The 18,438-nt window shown below is 33.3% G+C and carries 22 protein-coding genes; 18 read left to right on the forward strand and 4 right to left on the reverse strand.

Going from position 1 to position 18,438, the window contains the following annotated elements; genetic code table 11:
- Positions 1 to 33: 33 nt before the first annotated feature.
- From EV145_RS06495 to EV145_RS06555, 13 genes are all read left to right on the forward strand, one after another.
- The gene (locus EV145_RS06495) at positions 34 to 459 is read left to right on the forward strand and encodes a hypothetical protein (protein WP_133524414.1); all 426 of its coding nucleotides are present in this window, start codon (positions 34 to 36) and stop codon (positions 457 to 459) included.
- Position 460: 1 nt separating this feature from the next.
- Positions 461 to 676, forward strand: a complete 216-nt coding sequence (locus EV145_RS06500) for an ArsR family transcriptional regulator (RefSeq protein WP_133524415.1) — start codon at positions 461 to 463, stop codon at positions 674 to 676.
- Positions 677 to 748: 72 nt separating this feature from the next.
- Positions 749 to 1,117: a nuclear transport factor 2 family protein gene (locus EV145_RS06505; protein WP_133524416.1), complete on the forward strand. Its 369-nt coding sequence runs from the start codon at positions 749 to 751 to the stop codon at positions 1,115 to 1,117.
- A gap of 117 nt (positions 1,118 to 1,234) precedes the next feature.
- Positions 1,235 to 2,284, forward strand: a complete 1,050-nt coding sequence (locus EV145_RS06510; protein ID WP_133524417.1) for a serine hydrolase domain-containing protein — start codon at positions 1,235 to 1,237, stop codon at positions 2,282 to 2,284.
- Positions 2,285 to 2,289: 5 nt separating this feature from the next.
- Positions 2,290 to 2,712 (forward strand): DUF1801 domain-containing protein, encoded by a 423-nt coding sequence (locus EV145_RS06515; protein ID WP_133524418.1) that lies wholly within the window; start codon positions 2,290 to 2,292, stop codon positions 2,710 to 2,712.
- Between the two features lie 6 nt (positions 2,713 to 2,718).
- Complete coding sequence (locus tag EV145_RS06520; protein WP_133524419.1) at positions 2,719 to 3,816, forward strand: MBL fold metallo-hydrolase; 1,098 nt, start codon at positions 2,719 to 2,721, stop codon at positions 3,814 to 3,816.
- A 157-nt stretch (positions 3,817 to 3,973) separates the two neighbouring features.
- The gene (locus EV145_RS06525; RefSeq protein ID WP_133524420.1) at positions 3,974 to 4,504 is read left to right on the forward strand and encodes a GNAT family N-acetyltransferase; all 531 of its coding nucleotides are present in this window, start codon (positions 3,974 to 3,976) and stop codon (positions 4,502 to 4,504) included.
- A 127-nt stretch (positions 4,505 to 4,631) separates the two neighbouring features.
- Positions 4,632 to 5,756 carry a lactonase family protein gene (locus EV145_RS06530; protein WP_133524421.1) on the forward strand — a complete coding sequence of 375 codons (1,125 nt, stop codon included), beginning with the start codon at positions 4,632 to 4,634 and terminating at the stop codon, positions 5,754 to 5,756.
- A 125-nt stretch (positions 5,757 to 5,881) separates the two neighbouring features.
- Entirely contained in the window at positions 5,882 to 6,406 is a 525-nt protein-coding gene (locus EV145_RS06535) for a GNAT family N-acetyltransferase (protein WP_133524422.1), read from the forward strand.
- Positions 6,407 to 6,421: 15 nt separating this feature from the next.
- Entirely contained in the window at positions 6,422 to 7,003 is a 582-nt protein-coding gene (locus EV145_RS06540; RefSeq protein ID WP_133524423.1) for a TIGR00730 family Rossman fold protein, read from the forward strand.
- A 111-nt stretch (positions 7,004 to 7,114) separates the two neighbouring features.
- Positions 7,115 to 7,582, forward strand: a complete 468-nt coding sequence (locus EV145_RS06545) for an SRPBCC family protein (protein ID WP_133524424.1) — start codon at positions 7,115 to 7,117, stop codon at positions 7,580 to 7,582.
- A gap of 101 nt (positions 7,583 to 7,683) precedes the next feature.
- Positions 7,684 to 8,052, forward strand: coding sequence for an iron chaperone (locus EV145_RS06550; protein WP_133524425.1), 369 nt, complete (start codon positions 7,684 to 7,686; stop codon positions 8,050 to 8,052).
- Positions 8,053 to 8,059: 7 nt separating this feature from the next.
- Complete coding sequence (locus EV145_RS06555; RefSeq protein WP_133524426.1) at positions 8,060 to 8,743, forward strand: 2'-5' RNA ligase family protein; 684 nt, start codon at positions 8,060 to 8,062, stop codon at positions 8,741 to 8,743.
- Between the two features lie 4 nt (positions 8,744 to 8,747).
- On the opposite strand, the gene EV145_RS06560 is transcribed toward EV145_RS06555, so the two are convergent.
- The 4 genes from EV145_RS06560 to EV145_RS06575 all read right to left on the reverse strand — a co-directional run bounded on the left by EV145_RS06560 (position 8,748) and on the right by EV145_RS06575 (position 13,105).
- Complete coding sequence (locus tag EV145_RS06560; protein WP_133524427.1) at positions 8,748 to 9,110, reverse strand: VOC family protein; 363 nt, start codon at positions 9,108 to 9,110, stop codon at positions 8,748 to 8,750.
- A gap of 20 nt (positions 9,111 to 9,130) precedes the next feature.
- Entirely contained in the window at positions 9,131 to 9,877 is a 747-nt protein-coding gene (locus tag EV145_RS06565) for a DUF2625 domain-containing protein (RefSeq protein ID WP_208110900.1), read from the reverse strand.
- A gap of 69 nt (positions 9,878 to 9,946) precedes the next feature.
- Complete coding sequence (locus EV145_RS06570) at positions 9,947 to 10,921, reverse strand: WG repeat-containing protein (protein ID WP_133524428.1); 975 nt, start codon at positions 10,919 to 10,921, stop codon at positions 9,947 to 9,949.
- 36 nt (positions 10,922 to 10,957) lie between these two features.
- Positions 10,958 to 13,105, reverse strand: coding sequence for a cation:proton antiporter (locus EV145_RS06575; protein ID WP_133524429.1), 2,148 nt, complete (start codon positions 13,103 to 13,105; stop codon positions 10,958 to 10,960).
- 300 nt (positions 13,106 to 13,405) lie between these two features.
- On the opposite strand from EV145_RS06575, the gene EV145_RS06580 reads away from it, so the two are divergent.
- The 5 genes from EV145_RS06580 to EV145_RS06600 all read left to right on the forward strand — a co-directional run bounded on the left by EV145_RS06580 (position 13,406) and on the right by EV145_RS06600 (position 18,373).
- Positions 13,406 to 14,833, forward strand: a complete 1,428-nt coding sequence (locus EV145_RS06580; protein WP_133524430.1) for an L-serine ammonia-lyase — start codon at positions 13,406 to 13,408, stop codon at positions 14,831 to 14,833.
- Positions 14,834 to 14,924: 91 nt separating this feature from the next.
- Positions 14,925 to 15,743: a 3-methyl-2-oxobutanoate hydroxymethyltransferase gene (gene panB, locus EV145_RS06585; protein ID WP_133524431.1), complete on the forward strand. Its 819-nt coding sequence runs from the start codon at positions 14,925 to 14,927 to the stop codon at positions 15,741 to 15,743.
- Between the two features lie 122 nt (positions 15,744 to 15,865).
- A complete protein-coding gene (locus EV145_RS06590; protein ID WP_133524432.1) occupies positions 15,866 to 16,216 on the forward strand; it encodes a four helix bundle protein in 351 nt (116 codons plus the stop codon).
- A gap of 61 nt (positions 16,217 to 16,277) precedes the next feature.
- Positions 16,278 to 16,967, forward strand: coding sequence for an RluA family pseudouridine synthase (locus EV145_RS06595; RefSeq protein WP_133524433.1), 690 nt, complete (start codon positions 16,278 to 16,280; stop codon positions 16,965 to 16,967).
- 77 nt (positions 16,968 to 17,044) lie between these two features.
- A complete protein-coding gene (locus tag EV145_RS06600) occupies positions 17,045 to 18,373 on the forward strand; it encodes an aldehyde dehydrogenase (protein ID WP_133524434.1) in 1,329 nt (442 codons plus the stop codon).
- Positions 18,374 to 18,438: the final 65 nt, after the last annotated feature.

Consider the following 18,438-nt stretch of genomic DNA (forward strand, 5'->3'; position numbering starts at 1 on the left):
TTTTCATAAATTCGTAAAACTAAACCCTAATTTATGAACCCTATTTTAAGAAATACTTTGGCCGTTATTATTGGCCTTTTTGTTGGAAGCATTGTAAACATGAGTATAATTTTAATAAGCGGTTCAATTATCCCACCACCAAAAGGCGCGGATAATACTACTATGGAAGGCCTAAAAGCAACTATGCATTTGTTTGAGGCTAAACATTTTCTTTTTCCTTTTTTGGCGCACGCTATCGGGACATTTGCGGGCGCTGCAGCAACTGCTATAATTGCATTTAATCATAAAAAGAAATTGGCGCTGGTTATTGGTGCTTTCTTTTTATTGGGTGGTATCGTTAGTGTGTGTTCACTGCCGTCGCCAATGTGGTTTACTGTTGTGGATTTAGTTTTTGCATATATCCCAATGGCATACTTAGCCTTAAGACTAACCTGCAGAAGAAAACCGCAACTCCACTAAAATGAGCAACAAACCTACCAAAGTAAAACCTGCTAAAATGTGCTACGAACATATTGGTGGAAAACTAGGGCAATTGTTGGCCATAACTTTTGCTGAAAAAGGGTGGATTGCTAAAAAAAATCCTGCCGATAAACATTTTTATATTACTGAAATTGGCTTGACAGAATTCGGTAAACTGGGTGTAGATCTTTCTGAAATAAAACTCGAAGATTTATAAAAAACAACGACCATTTACGTAATACTGTAGCTTCAAATTTCTTAACTTAGTTCGCTTTTATATTTAAAAATCATGACTAGGAAAGAAATTGCCCGAGACTTCTTAAAACTTGCCGCCAAAGGACATTCGCATGAAGCGTTTCGACTTCATATTGGCAAAAAATTCAAGCATCATAACGCCTATTTTAAAGGCGATGCCGATACTTTGATGCTTGCAATGGAAGAATCAGCAAGAACAAATCCTAATAAGATTTTTAAAATTCATCATATTTTAGAAGATGACAATCTGGTGGCGGTTCATTCGCATTTAAAACAAAGTCCAACAGATTTAGGATTCGCCGTTGTTCATATTTTAAAGTTTAAAGCCGATAAAATTGTAGAGTTTTGGGATTTAGGCCAACCTGTACCAAAAGAAACTATTAACGAAAACGGAATGTTTTGATTAATTATTAATGATGAATTGTTAATTGTAAATTAAAAACCAAATTTAAAAGTCAGCAATTATAATCATTAGTCTCAACATTTTACAAGTAACAATTCATAATTCACAATTAAAAAAATGACTTTTTTATCCAAAACACTTTCTCTGTTTTCTTTAATTTTTCTTTTTTCAAACTGCAATTCTTTTGCTCAGAAAAAAGAAAATTATGCTGCTCAAATTGACAGTTTAATTCAAAATACCACTTCACCCGTTTTTAATGGTGTGATCTTGATTTCAAAAAATGGAAAAGCTTTATATTCTAAAGTTAAAGGCGTTTCTGATTTCGAAACCAAAAAACCTTTAAAATTAGACAGTCAATTCGAAATCATGTCAAACAGCAAACTGATAACTGCTGTTTTGATTTTATTAGAAGTTGAAAAAGGAAAAGTTGAATTGAATGCACCAATAAAAAAATACTTGCCAGAGCTTACTCAAACTTGGGCTGATTCTGTTACGGTTCATCAGCTTTTAAATCACACTCACGGAATTACCGATTTGCAAAAACCTCTAGCTTTTAAACCCGGAACACGTTTTGGATACGGAAATCTAAGTTATACGCTGCTTACAAAAATTATTGAAGCTACTTCTAATAAAAGCTATACAGAAATAGCAAATGCTCTTTTTAAAAAGCTAAAAATGAAGGATACCTATTGTTATTCAAAAGATAAAAATCAAAATTTAGTTACCGGATATATAAATTCTGACGGAAATTTTGAAAAAGTAACTCAAACTTTAATTACACCACAGAATCTAGGTGCTGACGGCGTTGTTTCAACAGTAAGCGATCTGACAATCTGGAATAATAATCTTCATAGAGGAAAAATTCTAAAACCAGAAACTTATAAATTGATATTTCAATATAATATTACTTCCCAGCATAATTTGTTCGGAAAAGAAAATGAAGGATATGGCTACGGAATTAGAATTATTGAAAAAGAAGCAGTTAAATATGTTGGCCACACAGGTTTAGGTGACGGATTTTCTTCTATAAATTTGTATTTCCCCGAAAGCGATATTAGTTTGATTATCATCGAAAATCAGATGAGCAAAAATGCTGATTTGTTTTATATATCTGAATTTAAAATCAAGAATATTCTTTTGAAAAGTGATTTATTCCATAAAAATTAAATCAAATGGCTAAAAACAAAACAAATGAAACAGAAAGCAGTGTGACTAATTTTATCAATACTGCCGAGAACGAGGCCAAAAGAAATGATGCCTTTGAACTTGTAAAAATCATGCAAAAAACAAGTGGTTTTGAAGCAAAAATGTGGGGGCCGAGCATAATTGGTTTTGGAAGCTATCATTACAAATATGCAAGCGGACATGAAGGCGACGCGCCTTTGGCTGGATTTTCGCCAAGAACAGCCGCTATTTCACTGTATCTCCATTTACCTCCAGAAAACAGAGAAGAATTACTCTCGAAACTCGGAAAACATAAAGCAGCAAAAGGCTGTATTTATGTCAAAAAACTGGCTGATATTGATGTTGAAATTCTAAAAAAAATGATTTTGATTTCAGTAAAAGAGCTGCAAAAACAATATCCTTCTAACTAAAAAATTATGAGCCTTACTATCTTTCTTCTTTTAGCAGCCGTTGCGCTCTATTTTGCATATCATCCGCGATTTGGAAAAAGGCCCGCTGGTGAAAGACTGACTTTAATACAAAAATCGCCTCAGTACAAAAACGGAAAATTCGAAAATGAAAGTTTTACACCTGAACTTGCAGAGGGTTATGGTTATTTTGATGTTTTAAAAGAATTTTTCTTTAAGAAAGTAGATCGCAAATTTCCAACGGATGTTATTCCATCAATAAAAACAAATTTACATGAAATCCCGTTAGATCAAGATATTATGGTTTGGTTTGGGCACTCGTCTTACTATATTCACCTTGAAGGAAAACGTTTTTTGGTAGATCCCGTTTTCAGCGGAAACGCCTCTCCTATTTATGGTACAACAAAAGCATTTAAAGGAACCGAAATTTATACCGCCGATGATATTCCAGAAATTGATTATTTATTGATGACACACGATCATTATGATCATTTGGATTATGCCACAATTATGGCACTGAAACCAAAAATAAAAAAGATTATTACGGCACTTGGCGTTGGTTCCCATTTTGAATTTTGGAAATTTCCTTCTGAAATTATAATAGAAAAAGACTGGCATGAAAAAATAGAACTGGATCAAAATTTAACGCTTTATACCACTCCATCAAGACATTTTTCGGGTAGAAGCATCAAACGCTGCAACACACTCTGGACTTCTTTTGTTTTAGAGACCAAAGATTTTAAAATGTATTTAGGAGGCGACAGTGGCTATGATTCACATTATGCTGCAATTGGCGAGAAATTCGGTCCTTTTGATATTGCATTGATTGATAATGGCCAATATAATCCGGCCTGGAAATACATTCATAATTTGCCAGAAGATGTGATAAAAGCAATAAAAGATCTAAAAGCCAAAAGAGTCTTTCCCGTTCATTCCTCTAAATTTGCATTGGCACTTCACGCATGGGATGAGCCTTTGAAAAAAATAACCGAATTAAATGCAAATTCAGAAAACCCGATTCCGTTAATCACACCTAAAATTGGCGAAATAGTACAATTAAAAAATGAAAATCAAGAATTTCAGCAATGGTGGAAAGGGGTTAGGTAAAATTGTTGATGGTTAATTGTTAATTGTTGATGGTTGATGGTTGATCGTTGATCGTTGATCGTTGATTGCAAACTTGAAACTTGAAACTTGAAACTTGAAACTTGAAACTTGAAACTTGAAACCTGAAACCTGAAACCTAAAACTTGAAACAAAAAAAATGACCACATCAAATTATACTATACGAAATGCAAATCCTTCAGAATTTGAAGAAATTGGCAAAATTCTAATTCGTGTTTATTCAAAATTGGAAGGTTTTCCGAAAGAAGATGAACAGCCTAATTATTATAAAATGCTGGCCAATATTGGCGATTTTACAAAACATCCTGAAACCGAACTTTTAGTTGCTGTTGATGAAAAAAATACTGTTTTCGGAGCCGTTGTTTATTTTAATGATATGCAATTTTACGGTTCTGGCGGAACGGCAACACAAGAAAAAGCTTCGGCAGGATTTCGTTTGCTGGGCGTTGATTCTCAAGCAAGAGGAAAAGGAATTGGCAAACTTCTGACTTTAGATTGTATTCAAAAAGCAACAAAAAATAATCGAAAACAAGTTATTATTCATTCGACATTAGCCATGAAAACTGCTTGGGAAATGTATGAAAAAATTGGATTTAAAAGATCTAAGGATTTGGATTTTATGCAGGGAGAACTTCCTGTATTCGGATTTAGATTAACCTTAATTCCTTAAAAAAATCTTTTATCATCCTGAGCGAAGTCTCAGGACGCTCCAATTGGAGCTTCGACTTCTCTCAGCCTGACAAAACGAGCAAAACTTGAAACTTGAAACCTGAAACCTGAAACCTGAAACTAAAACCGTGAAACCAAAAATAACCTTTATTGCAATTGCCTTTCTGGTAACTTTAAATATTACTGCTCAAAACACTTATGTATTTTTGGGTTCTTACAATCGTGATAAATCAGCTGAAGCAATTCAGGTTTATCAATTGGACACCATCAACGGAAAATTAAGCAAAGCGGCTTCAGCAAAAAACATTATCAATCCATCTTACTTGACAATTTCGCCAAATGGAAAATATGTCTACGCCTGTACAGATACCAAAACGCCAAATGCAGGAAGCATCAGCAGTTTTGAATTTAATCCCGAAAATAAAAGCCTGACTTTTTTAAACAGCCAAAGAAGCGGTGGAGAAAACCCAGTTTATGTAACGGTTGACAAAAGCGGAAAATGGATTGCCAATGCCAATTATACAGAAGGAAGCGTTTCAGTTTTTCCAATTTTAGAAAACGGTAAAATCGATTCCATTGCACAAAATTTCCAATATTTGGACGGAAGCATGCACAAAGAAAGGCAGACTCGTTCACATGTTCACTCAGCTGTATTTTCGCCTCAATTCGATTATTTGTTTTTACCTGATTTAGGTGCCGATAAAATACGCTGTTATGCATTCGACGAAAATCAGAAAAAACCTTTAACCGAAACAAAAAATCCATTCACAAAAACAGATTTAGAAGCCGGACCAAGGCATTTTACTTTTCATCCGAATCAAAAATTTGGTTATTGCATCGAAGAAATGGCGGGCCAAATAAGTGTTTATCAATATGAAAATGGTATTTTAAATAAAATCCAGCGTATTGCTACACATCCAGACAAAATAAAAGAGGGTTTTGAAAGTTCGGACATTCATATTTCGCCTGATGGAAAATTTTTATACGCCACCAATCGAGGAAAAGAAAACAATATTGCCATTTTTTCTATTGATGAAAACGGACTTTTAAAAAACGTTGGTTATCAATCCACTTTAGGAAAACATCCGCGCGTTTTTGCTATTGATGAAAGCGGGAAATTTTTAGTTGCTTCAAATGTCAACACTGGAAATGTGGTTGTTTTTAAAAGAAATCCAGAAACAGGATTACTTAAAAAAGTAGGGAAAGAAGTAAAAATGGAAAACGTTTCTTGTGTTCAGATTAAACGGATTTAACATTATGAACGATTATAAGCTTTATCTTTTGTCATTCCGAGAAACGAGACTTGAGCGATAGCGACTCCGTCAGAAATGACAAACTGTATGGTTAATCTTTCTGAAAAAAACTAAAAACTATAAAAATGAATAAACCACATTTCAATTTACAGCCAGATTTTCTGGAAAACGAAATCACAAAATTAATTCCGTTAGAAGAAAAACATTTTGAAGCACTATTTGAAGCGGCTTCCGATCCTTTGATTTGGGAACAGAATCCTGTAAAAGATCGATATCAAAGAGAAGGTTTTAAAACTTTTTTTGATATCATAATTACAAAAAGTCCCTTCTTGATTCTCGATAAACAAACGAACGAAATAATGGGAACAACCAGTTTTTACGATTACAATCCCGAAAAATCGAGTGTTGGAATTGGCTACACTTTTATTACCCGAAAATATTGGGGCGGTCCTTATAATAAATCAAACAAAAAATTATTGATCGATTATGCTTTTCAACATGTTGATTCGGTACTTTTTCATGTAGGAGCAGAAAATTTTCGTTCTCAAAAGGCTGTTTTAAAACTCGGAGCAGAAAAAGTCAATGATATAATGTTTAACATTAATGGAGTCGAAGTACCTTATTTTGAATACGAATTGAAGAAAAAGTAAATAACGAAATTTAAAATGAAAAGAATAACCGTTTTCTGCGGATCAAGTTTTGGTACCGAAGAAATTTACAAAGAACAAGCTACTTTGCTTGGAAAAACTTTAGCAAAAGAAAATATAGATTTGGTTTATGGCGGTGCAAACGTAGGTTTAATGGGCGCTGTCGCGGATGGTGCGCTAAGCGAAAACGGAACCGTTATTGGAGTTCTTCCTAATTTTCTAAGATCTAAAGAAATCGCGCATCTCGGCTTGACCGAATTAATTTTGGTCGAAAGCATGCACGAACGAAAAACCAAAATGAATGATTTGTGCGATGGCGTTATCGCGCTTCCAGGCGGTTTTGGTACTCTGGAAGAACTTTTTGAAATGCTGACTTGGGCGCAATTAGGTCTTCATAAAAAACCTATTGCAATTTTAAATATAAATGGATTTTATGATTCGCTTGTTCAATTGACGGAAACGATGGTTGACAAAGGTTTACTGAAAGATGTTAATCAACAAATGCTTTTAGCAAGTGATAACATTGAAGATTTACTAAATAAAATGAAAAATTACGTACCGCCAACAGTTGGAAAATGGATCGATAAAGAAAAATTATAAGTTTTGAATTGTGAGTTATGAGTTAAGCGCTAGAAGCGTTAGAAGTAAAAAAAATGCTTTATATTTACATTTACTCATAACTCAAAATTCATAATTCATATCTTTAAAAAGATGAAAACAGAAAACAACAAATTCGCAAAAGCTGAAATGCTGATTAGAAAGCCTGTTTCAGAAGTTTTTCAGGCTTTTGCAGATCCCGAAATCACGAGTAAATTTTGGTTTTCAAAAGGTTCAGGGAAATTAGAAGAAAACCAGAAAACGGAATGGACTTGGGAAATGTATGGTTTTTCACTTTCGGTTACGACATTGGTTTTGCAAGAAAATAAAAAGATTGTAATTGAATGGGGAAATCCTGATGAAGTCACTTTAGTCGAATGGGTTTTTACACCTCTGAATGAAAACGAGACTTTTGTGAGTATCACAAATTCAGGGTTAAAAGGAGATGTAGACAAAATAATCGATCAAGTTCGTAATTCAACAGAAGGTTTTACCTTAGTTTTAGCAGGTGCAAAAGCATATTTAGAACATAAACTACAGCTCAATTTAGTTTTAGACAGATTCCCGAAAGGTTTAGCTTAATTTTTTTTCAAGTTTCAAGTTTTTTTAGTTTCAAGTTCTCTGCTCGAAACCTGAAACTTGAAACCTGAAACTTAAAACGTGAAATGTGAAACAAAAAAACTATGGATACGAAAAAACCCGAAAACATAGACGAATACATTGGTAGTTTTCCTAATGATGTTCAAGAAATTTTGGAGAAAGTGAGAATGACAATTCAGAAAGCCGCACCAGATGCTAAAGAAAAAATCAGTTATTCGATGCCTGCTTTTGAGCAAAACGGAATTGTAGTTTATTTTGCTGCTTTTAAAAACCATATTGGACTTTATGCTTTGCCAAGCGGTCATGAAAGCTTTAAAGACGAGCTTTCAAAATATAAATCAGGCAAAGGTTCTGTTCAGTTTCCGTTAAAAGACAAAATGCCGTATGATTTAATCACTAAAATTGTAAAATTTCGAGTGAAAGAAAATCTTGAAAAAGCAAAAAAGAAATAATATTTAAATGAATTTAACCGAACACTACAATCAACTTTATAAAACAGCTGCTGAAACTATTTCAGAAGGACAATATGCAATTGATTCAGAAATAAAAAACGAATCGGATTCTAGATTTGGAATAACGTTATTAATTCGTCCCAGCGATGAAATAAAAGCAAATATGCAACATTTTATCAATGAATTAAAAAAGGCCGAACCAGAACAATATTATTATCCAGATTCTGATATTCATATTACGGTTATGTCGATTATTTCCTGTTCGGAAGAATTTCAGTTAAATCAGATTGCACCAAACGATTATATTCAGTTAATCTGCAAAAGCATGGTTGATGCAGATAAAATTAAAATTCATTTTAAAGGAATTACAGCTTCACCTTCTGCCCTAATGATTCAAGGTTTCCCAACTGATGAAACTTTGGATAATTTCAGAAACAAACTTCGAGAGAATTTCAAAAACTCTAATTTACAGCAAAGTATAGACAGTCGCTATACCATTTCGACAGCACATTCGACAGTTATGCGTTTTCAGGAATCGCTCCATAATCCGAAGAAATTAATTGAAATCGCTGCTAAATTTCGTGATTATGATTTTGGCGAATTTGATGTAAAAAGCCTGGAACTAGTTTATAATGACTGGTATCAGCGTAAAAGTACTACGCGAGTTTTGGGAAATTTTGGTTTGAGATAGTATTTTACTTTTTAAACGTTCCAAAATGCCATAAAACCCCAGATGGATCGTGAAGAAAACATTCACTTCCCCAATCTAAATGGCGAGTTGGCGTTAGTTTTACGCCATATTTTTCGGTTAAATTAAGTGCTGAAATTTCACGATAATATCTTTCTGCATCGTCAACTTCAAGGAAAATCATGGTGTTTTCAATCCATTCTTTTGCGTAATAATCCTGCAGATAAAAGGCAATCTCTCCGTTTTTAAAAACAGAGAAATTGGACTCTAAAATAATTTCTTCAAATCCTAAATCACGATAAAAACTTCTTGATACTTCGAAATTTTTAGCTCCGATAAAAGGCCGTATTGATTTGATTTTGTGATTCATTTTAATCTCGTTTTAAAAAATTATTTTCCGAATCCTAATTGTTTTCGTAAATCTAAATTCAAACTATATTGCTCCTGAATTGGAATTATTTTTCGTGAACTTTTATTGATGTCATTTCCTTCCGCAGACCAGAGAAAAGGATAAAAATTAAAAACTTCATCGCCTTTTAATTTCGTAACTTCTGCTCGCCATCCATTCCATCTGTTTCCTTCATAAAACTTATCCAAGTCATTATTGAAACAAAATCCTAAAAATTCAGAATAAGTAATATCAAGCGGTTCATATTCAAGATTATCAGGCGAAAAATAATAAACTTTTCCAATGTCAGTTCCTAGTCCGCCTCCGTTCAAAATATAAAAACCGCCAATAGCATCATCAGCAATTAATAAAAAAGGAGGTGTTTCACCAAATTCGTTAAATGATTTTCCCTTGTTCCAATCTGAAATTGTACGATTAAATTTTGAATTTCCTGAACCCAAAATTCGGATCCATCCGTCATCAATTAAAAGTCCGCCAGTATTAAAAATAACCGCCCCCATTGACGAACGCGTTGTAACCTGAGTTTTATACAATACATCTTTTGCCTTTGTTTGATCAACAGGCAAAATTTCAACTTTGTTTTTTGCATTTTTAATCCAATCTTGTACCAACGTCCAGCCTGGATCTTTTGTATCAATTAGTTCTTCGACTTTTTTCATTTTGTTTTGTGCCGTAGCAGCAAAAGTTAAAAGTGTTACTATTATAAGTAACGGAAATTTTAATTTCATTTATTCAAGTACAAATAATTATTTCTTCTGTTTTTATCTAAAAATCCGACCTCTAGTAATTCTATTTTACTATTTGCAACCATTACCCACACAATTTCCTTTTACATCAATAGAAAAATAATTGCCGTTAAGACCCACGAAAGCTTTTCCATCAACAAAACCTGCCGCACTATCATATTTAATTGGGATAACAACCTTTCCTGTTTTATCGACGAAACCATATTTTTTTTCTATTTGTACAGCTCCCAAACCAAATGAAAAAGGATAAGTACGATCATAAGTTAATGGTATAATTTCTTTACCTGTCTTATCTATGTACCCAAACTTATTGTTTAATTTAACAACAGCTAAACCTTCTTCAAAATCATTCGCATCATCATATTTTAAAGGGATTATTTCCTCTCCATTTTTATTGATAAAGCCATATTTCTTGTCTAATTTGACTCTTATAAGTCCATCTTTACTAAAATAGCCTGCATCATATTTAAAATCTGTGATCTCTTTTCCTTGAACATTTATAAATGCAAATTTACCATCACTTCGAACTTTTGCAATTCCGTCATTAAATACTGTGGCGTCATCATATAAAAAATCAACAATTGTATTGCCTTTTCCGTCTATAAAACCATATTTTCCATCTAATTTTACGTTAGCCAATTTCTCACTGAACATACCTCCTCTTTGATAAATTAACGGAATAATTTCGTTTCCTTTTTTATCTAAATATCCCCATTTTCCATCAGTACTTACAAGCAACAAATTATCGGTATACCAAAAAGTACCATCATATTTTATTGGCGTCATTTCCTTGCCAAATTTATCTAAAACGCCAACTTTTTCATTAAGCTTAACCCTTACCAACGTATCAGCATAACCAAAATCTACATCATCATATTTGGCAGGCACTACAATTGTTCCTTTTTTATCTTTAATTCCTTTTTTGCCATTAGCACTAAAAACATCCCATTTTTTATATAAGACACTTTGCCCTAAACATAAATTGCTCAATAAAATTAAAATAATAACAGGTAACTTTATTTTCATAGGTATACAGCTCAAAAATAAATTTAATTATATGATTTACCCCTTCTTCAAAATACTTCCCAAACCTCTACCAATTTGCTCAATAGCTTCTAAACCTTTTGTTAATGGTGTTGCACTAAAATCTTCATAGGCATCCATCGCACTTTCTTGTCGGTCGTCTTGCGGATAAACTAAGATGATATTATTATCGCTGAAGAATTTTTCGAATTTCTGAGGAAGTCTTTCAAAAATAGATTGATAGGAAACAGAACCTTTTCTGGACAAATTGAAAACAATTAAATCGGTTGGTTTTATTTCGTCTGAAATGGATTCAAAATTATCCCATTCAATAACGCTTTTAAAACCAAATTTTGAATTTAATCTCAAATTATTTGCAATTGCCTGAATGGCTTGATGTGTTTTATAATCGGCGTAAAGTACAATCGGAATGCTTAATTCCTGCGATAATCTGCAAATTTTCTGTAATAATAGATGAAATCCAATTCCTCTTTCCGAAAATGGCGGACAAATAAAAACCAGCCTTTTTTCTTCTACAAAATTCGTTGGAAAACGGCAGATAAATAAGCTTTTATCGACATTGTTGATTATCGAATCTACGTTTTCGCCAAAAATCTTATCCAAAAATCCAGTCTTTTTCGGCCAGCCAATAATGACAATATCCGACATGATTTCTTTTGAAGTTCTTGCAATGCCACTCGCAGGATTGTGATCAATTCGGGCAATCGTATTTATTTTCACTTCAGAAGCTGAACCTTGAATAACGAATTTATCAACCGCTTTTCGATACTTCAAAATATTTTTTTCGGCCTGATCATTATTCGGAACAATCGTTAATAAAGTAACCGGATTGGGTGATTTTTTATCTTTAATTAAAAGCGCAAAATCCAATAAACTTGCCGTTGCAGAAGTTTTTGCCAGTGGAATTAAAATATGTTCATCCAGAATTTGATCTTTTCCAGCATCTTCATGCGAAATTTCCTCTTCGCAGATTGCAATTTTTTTAGCTGCTTTTTCGGTTGCAAAAGAAGCCACAATACACGTAATTAAAATCAGAATAATAGTTCCGTTTAAGATATTTTCATCTAAAATTTTAGCTTTATAACCCACTAAAATTACGGCTAAAGTGGCGGCGGCATGTGCACTGCTTAAGCCAAAAATAAGCTGTCTTTCTGTTTTAGTGTATTTAAAAACAATTTGAGTAAAAAAGGCTGCCATCCATTTTCCAAAAATGGCAACAATACTAAGTGTCGCAGCAACAATTAATGCCGTTGGCCCGCTTAAAATTACGCTTACATCAACCAGCATTCCAACAGAAATCAAGAAAAACGGAATAAATAATGAATTCCCTATAAATTCAATTCGGTTCATCAAGGCAGATGAATGCGGAATTAAAGGATTTAATGCCAAACCTGCGACGAAAGCACCAATTATAGGCTCCACTCCTGCTACTTCGGCTAAAAAGGCTGCGAAAAAAACCACAGAAAGCACAAAAATATAATGGGCGTGTTTTTCACTTTCTAATTTCTTGAAAAACCATTTGGCAATTCTCGGAATCACTAAAAACATAATTGCCGAAAATATCGCTAATGAAACTGTCAATTTTATCCAAAAAGCTTGATTTAGGCTTCCTTGGCTACTTCCCATAATAACGGCCAAAATAATCAAAACTGCTGTATCTGTCAAAATTGTTCCTCCAACTGTAATGGCAACAGCTTGATTTTTAGCAATTCCTAATTTACTGACAATGGGATAGGCAACTAAAGTATGTGTTGCAAACATACTTGCTGTTAAAAAACTGGCATTAAATTCATAATGAAGCAAATAATAACAAACTGGAAAACCTATTGAAAGCGGAATAATAAAAGTAAAAAAACCGAATAATAAACTCTTGTTTCGATTGGCTTTGAATTCATTCATATCCAATTCAAGCCCAGCGATAAACATAATATACAAAAGTCCGATTGTTGAAAATAAATTAACTGCCGAATTTTTTTCTAAAAGATGAAGACCATGCGGACCAATAATAACTCCGGATATAATCAAGCCAATAATCCCCGGAATATTGATTTTTTTTAATAAAATTGGAGACAGCAGAATGATAAAGAGTATTAAAGAAAAAATCAATACTGGGTTAGTGAGCGGTAATTCGAATTCGTGTAAAAAATGCCTGAAAAATTCTATCATATTGTAATTTTATGCTTTGTGGTACTGTAATCGTAAAAAGACATTTTCAGAATTCAAAAAATTCTTTGAAGTAATTTTTAATTATACCAAACAATTTAAGCTGTTTTAGTGTAAGGCTCTTTACAAAAATACCGAAAAAACGCTAACTTTCTACGTAAACTGCATATTAAGCAATTAAATTTATTTTGTTGCCAAATTATTAATATTTAATACCTTTTTTAACAAAAATGCAACATTAACAATCAAAAGCGAATCATCGTTGCATTATTCAATTATCTTTGTAGTAACAAAAATGAAACAATGGAAGAATGTATCTCTGTTTTTGATATGCTTAAAATTGGTGTTGGACCTTCATCCTCACATACTTTGGGTCCTTGGAGGGCCGCAGAACGCTTTTTAGAAGAGCTAAAAAGTGCATCTATTTTAGATCAAATTAAGCGTGTAAAAGTCGATTTGTACGGCTCGCTTTCGTTAACCGGAAAAGGGCATGCTACAGATTTGGCCGTTATGTTGGGTTTGAGCGGACAGGATCCTGAATATATTCCGGTTGATGATATTGACGGGATTATTAAAACCATTGAAAACAAAAATGAAATTATTTTAGCAAATCAATACCCTATTGCATTTTATTTTCTTCAGGATATTGTTTTTAATAAAGACTTTCTGCCCTTTCATGCTAATGGTTTAAAATTTACAGCTTATAAAAATGATGATTCTGAATATGAATCGACTTTTTATTCGATTGGCGGCGGTTTTGTTGTTAAAGAAGAACGTGAAAATGCTAAAATAAAAGAAGTTATAAAATGTGCTTTTCCGTTCCCGATTCAAAATGCGGTCGAGCTTTTGAATTATACGATTTCTGAAAACAAATTAATTTCTGAAATTGTTTATGAAAATGAAAAATCAATGCGTTCTGAAGAAGAAATTCATTCAGAATTGATGCGCATTTGGAATACGATGCTGGAATGTATGTACATTGGATGTCATTCTGAAGGAATTCTTCCTGGCGGACTTCATGTACGAAGAAGAGCTTTTGATATGCATCAAAATTTGATTGGTTTATCCAATTATACTGATCCGCAGACTTGGCTGGAAGAAATCAGAAAAACCGAAGTTAAATTTCGTCAGATTTTAAAATGGGTAAGCTGTTTTGCATTGGCAGTTAACGAAGTAAATGCTTCTTTAGGAAGAGTTGTTACGGCCCCTACAAACGGAAGTGCGGGTGTAATCCCTGCCGTTTTAATGTATTATATGGTAATTGAAAATCATAGTGCAGGCGAAAAAGAAATCAAACAATTTTTAATGGTTGCCGGAGAAATTGGAAGCATCTTTAAAAAAGGATCTACAATTTCGGCTGCAATGGGAGGCTGTCAAGCCGAAATTGGCGTTTCGTCATCAATGGCAGCGGCAGCGCTTTGTGAATTAATGGGCGGTTCTCCAGCTCAGGTTTTGATGGCGGCCGAAATTGCAATGGAACATCATTTAGGTTTAACCTGTGATCCTATTGGCGGTTTAGTTCAGATTCCGTGTATTGAAAGAAATACTATGGGAGCAATAAAAGCTATAAATGCGGCAGAATTGGCCCTTGAAACCGATTCTAAAAATGCTAAAGTGCCCTTAGATAAAGTAATTAATACCATGTGGCAAACGGCTAAAGACATGAATTCTAAATACAAAGAAACCTCTGAAGGCGGATTGGCAATTGCGGTAAATATGGCCGATTGTTAGAATATATTACTTAATTTTGCAAACTAAAAATCACGTTTTAAAAACAAAAACTGTTTTTAAAATCATTACAAAAAACTAAAACTACTACAGAATGTCAGTTGCTAAAAAAGATTATAAAAGAATCACTACCAAATCATTAATTGAAATGAAAAGCAATGGAGAAAAAATCTCTATGCTTACCGCGTACGATTATACAATGGCCAAAATTGTTGATACCGCAGGTGTTGATGTGATTTTAGTGGGCGATTCTGCATCAAATGTAATGGCGGGTCACGAAACAACTTTGCCAATTACTTTAGATCAAATGATTTATCATGCTTCGTCTGTAGTTCGCGCTGTTGATAGAGCTTTAGTTGTAGTAGATTTACCTTTTGGAAGCTATCAGTCAGATCCTAAAGAAGCTTTGCGCTCTTCTATCAGAATTATGAAAGAAAGTGGCGGACATGCTGTAAAATTAGAAGGTGGAAAAGAAATCAAAGAATCAATTAAAAAAATATTAAACGCCGGAATTCCAGTTATGGGACATTTGGGTTTAACTCCTCAGTCAATTTATAAATTTGGAACTTACAGCGTTAGAGCAAAAGAAGATCAAGAAGCTGAAAAATTAATTGAAGATGCTAAACTGCTTGAAAAAATAGGCTGTTTTGCTATAGTTCTTGAAAAAATCCCTGCTGATCTTGCTAAAAAAGTAGCTGAGAGCATTTCAATTCCTGTTATCGGGATCGGTGCCGGCGGCGGTGTTGACGGACAAGTTTTAGTAATTCACGATATGTTAGGAATGAACAATGAATTCAGCCCGCGTTTCTTGCGCCGTTATTTAAATTTATATCAAGAAATGACTGGTGCAATTGGCCAATATGTTGCCGATATAAAATCTAGTGATTTCCCGAATTCTAATGAACAATATTAATTTCTAGACTTTCTTAGACTTCTTAGACATTAGACTTCTTAGAGTTTGAATTCTATTTTTTTTCAAATTTAATCTAAGAAGTCTAAGCCAGTCTAAAAATCTCACTATCAAAAAAAAAAAAAATGCATCAGTTTAAAGAACTTTTAATTTGGAAAAAAAGCAGATTATTTTGTTCTAAAATTTATTCAATAACTGCAACATTTCCGAATGAAGAAAAATTTGGAATAATTAATCAGTTAAGAAGAGCATCAGTTTCAATTCCTTCAAATATTGCTGAAGGCTCATCAAGAAATTCCAATAAAGATTTTGCACGTTTTTTAGAAATTGCAATCGGATCTGCATACGAAGTTGAGACACAACTTCTAATTTCATCCGATTTGGGGTTTATAAATGAAAGTAACGCCATTGAATTAATTAATATGCTGGAGGAAATCACAAAAATGACTTCTCGATTTAGAGCAACTTTGTTATAGAATAAAAAAGCCAAAAAATCTAAGAAGTCTAAGTCAGTCTAAAATCTAAGCAAGTCTAAATATGAAAATTCTTTCAGATAAAAATAATCTCCAAATCTTACACGAAGACAACCACATTATTGTAGTTAATAAGCGTGTAGGTGATATTGTGCAAGGCGATAAAACAGGAGACAAACCGTTATCTGATGTTGTAAAAGAATACATTAAAGCTAAATACAACAAACCAGGTGATGTTTTTTTGGGCGTAATTCATCGTTTAGATCGTCCTACAACGGGAATTGTTGTTTTTGCGAGAACCAGCAAAGCTTTAACTCGAATGAACGAATTGTTTAGCAATCGTGAAACAAAAAAAACGTATTGGGCAGTTGTCAAAAACAAACCTTTGGAAGCTAGTGCCAAACTAGTTCATTATTTAAAAAGAAACGAAAAGAATAACACTTCAAAAGCACATTTAAAAGAAGTTCCTGACAGCAAACTGGCAAGTCTGGATTACAAAATAATTAAAGAGCTTCAAAATTATACTGCTTTAGAAATTAATCTTCATACGGGGCGTCATCATCAAATCAGAGCACAATTGTCAGCAATTGGTTCTCCAATAAAAGGAGATTTAAAATATGGTGCAGACCGAAGCAACCCAGATGGAGGCATTCATCTTCACGCCAGAAAACTGTTTTTTGTTCATCCAGTTTCTAAAGAAAACATCACAATTATAGCACCAACTCCAGACGAAACTATTTGGAATGCCGTATAATTTTTTATGATATAATTGTTAATTTTTTAATTATTATCAATTAACTTGCATAGTCTTAGAAACAAGCTAATCATAAAATGGACTACAAAAACGACATCGGATACAGAAAAGAAACGCTTAAAAAATTGTTGTATAACATTCAAAAAAGCGAAGATTTGATTGTAAAAGCTTTGTACGATGATTTTAAAAAACCAGAATTTGAAGCTGTTTTAACTGAAACGAATTATGTTATTTCAGAATTAAAAGACACCATCAAAAACATTAATTCTTGGGCAAAACCTAAAAATATTTTTCCATCACTTCTTAATTTCCCTTCAACCGATTATATTTACAAAGAACCCTACGGAAAAGTTTTAGTAATTGCACCCTGGAATTATCCTTTTCAACTAGCACTTTGTCCCTTAATTGCTGCCGTTGCTGCCGGAAACAGAGTTTTTTTAAAACCGTCAGAACTTACACCACATACATCAGCCATTATTGCTAAAATCATTTCTAAAACATTCCATGTCAAACACGTAGAAGTTTTTGAAGGAGGAATCGAAGTTTCAAATAAATTATTAGCAAAACGCTGGGATTATATCTTTTTTACGGGAAGTGTGGCTGTCGGAAAAGTTGTTGCAAAAGCAGCTGCCGAAAATCTGACTCCAGTAACTTTAGAATTGGGCGGTAAAAATCCGTGTATTATTGACGAAACTGCCAATTTAAAATTAGCAGCAAAACGAATCGTCTGGGGAAAATTCATGAATGCGGGTCAGACTTGTATTGCTCCCGATTATATTTTGATTCAGAAAAACATGAAAGTTAATTTCATTTCTTTTCTTATAGAAGAAATCTTAAAAGCATACGGAAAAAAAATAGACAAATCACCTGATTTCGCACGTATCATCAATACTAAAAACTGGCTTCGTCTGGACAGCATGATTGAGCGCGAAAAAGTAATTTTTGGAGGAGAAACAGACGCTGAAAAATTATACATTTCACCAACCTTGATTGAGGAACCGGCATTAGATAGTCCAGTAATGAAAGAAGAAATTTTTGGTCCAATTTTACCTATTCTGTCCTATGAAAACGAAGCTGATATTGAAAATATAATCAGTAAGTACGAAAAACCTTTAGCATTTTATGTATTTAGCGAAAATAAAACTTTTGCAAAAAAACTAATTACAAATTACTCTTTTGGTGGAGGATGCATCAACGATACGGTTGTACATTTCTCTAATAAAAGACTTCCGTTTGGAGGTGTAGGTCACAGTGGCCTTGGCGCTTATCACGGGCAATTGAGTTTTGATATTTTCTCACATCATAAAGCTGTAGTAAAAAAAGCAAACTGGCTCGATCTGCCAATGCGATATGCTCCTTACAAAGATAAATTAACCTCGCTTAAAAGATTATTAGACTGGCTTTAAGCTAATAAAAAATGTGTTCGTTAATTTTATAGATTATCCTATGTAATTGATTAAAAATACTATAT

Source organism: Flavobacterium sp. 245 (assembly GCF_004362055.1).
In the GTDB taxonomy this organism is placed as follows: domain Bacteria; phylum Bacteroidota; class Bacteroidia; order Flavobacteriales; family Flavobacteriaceae; genus Flavobacterium.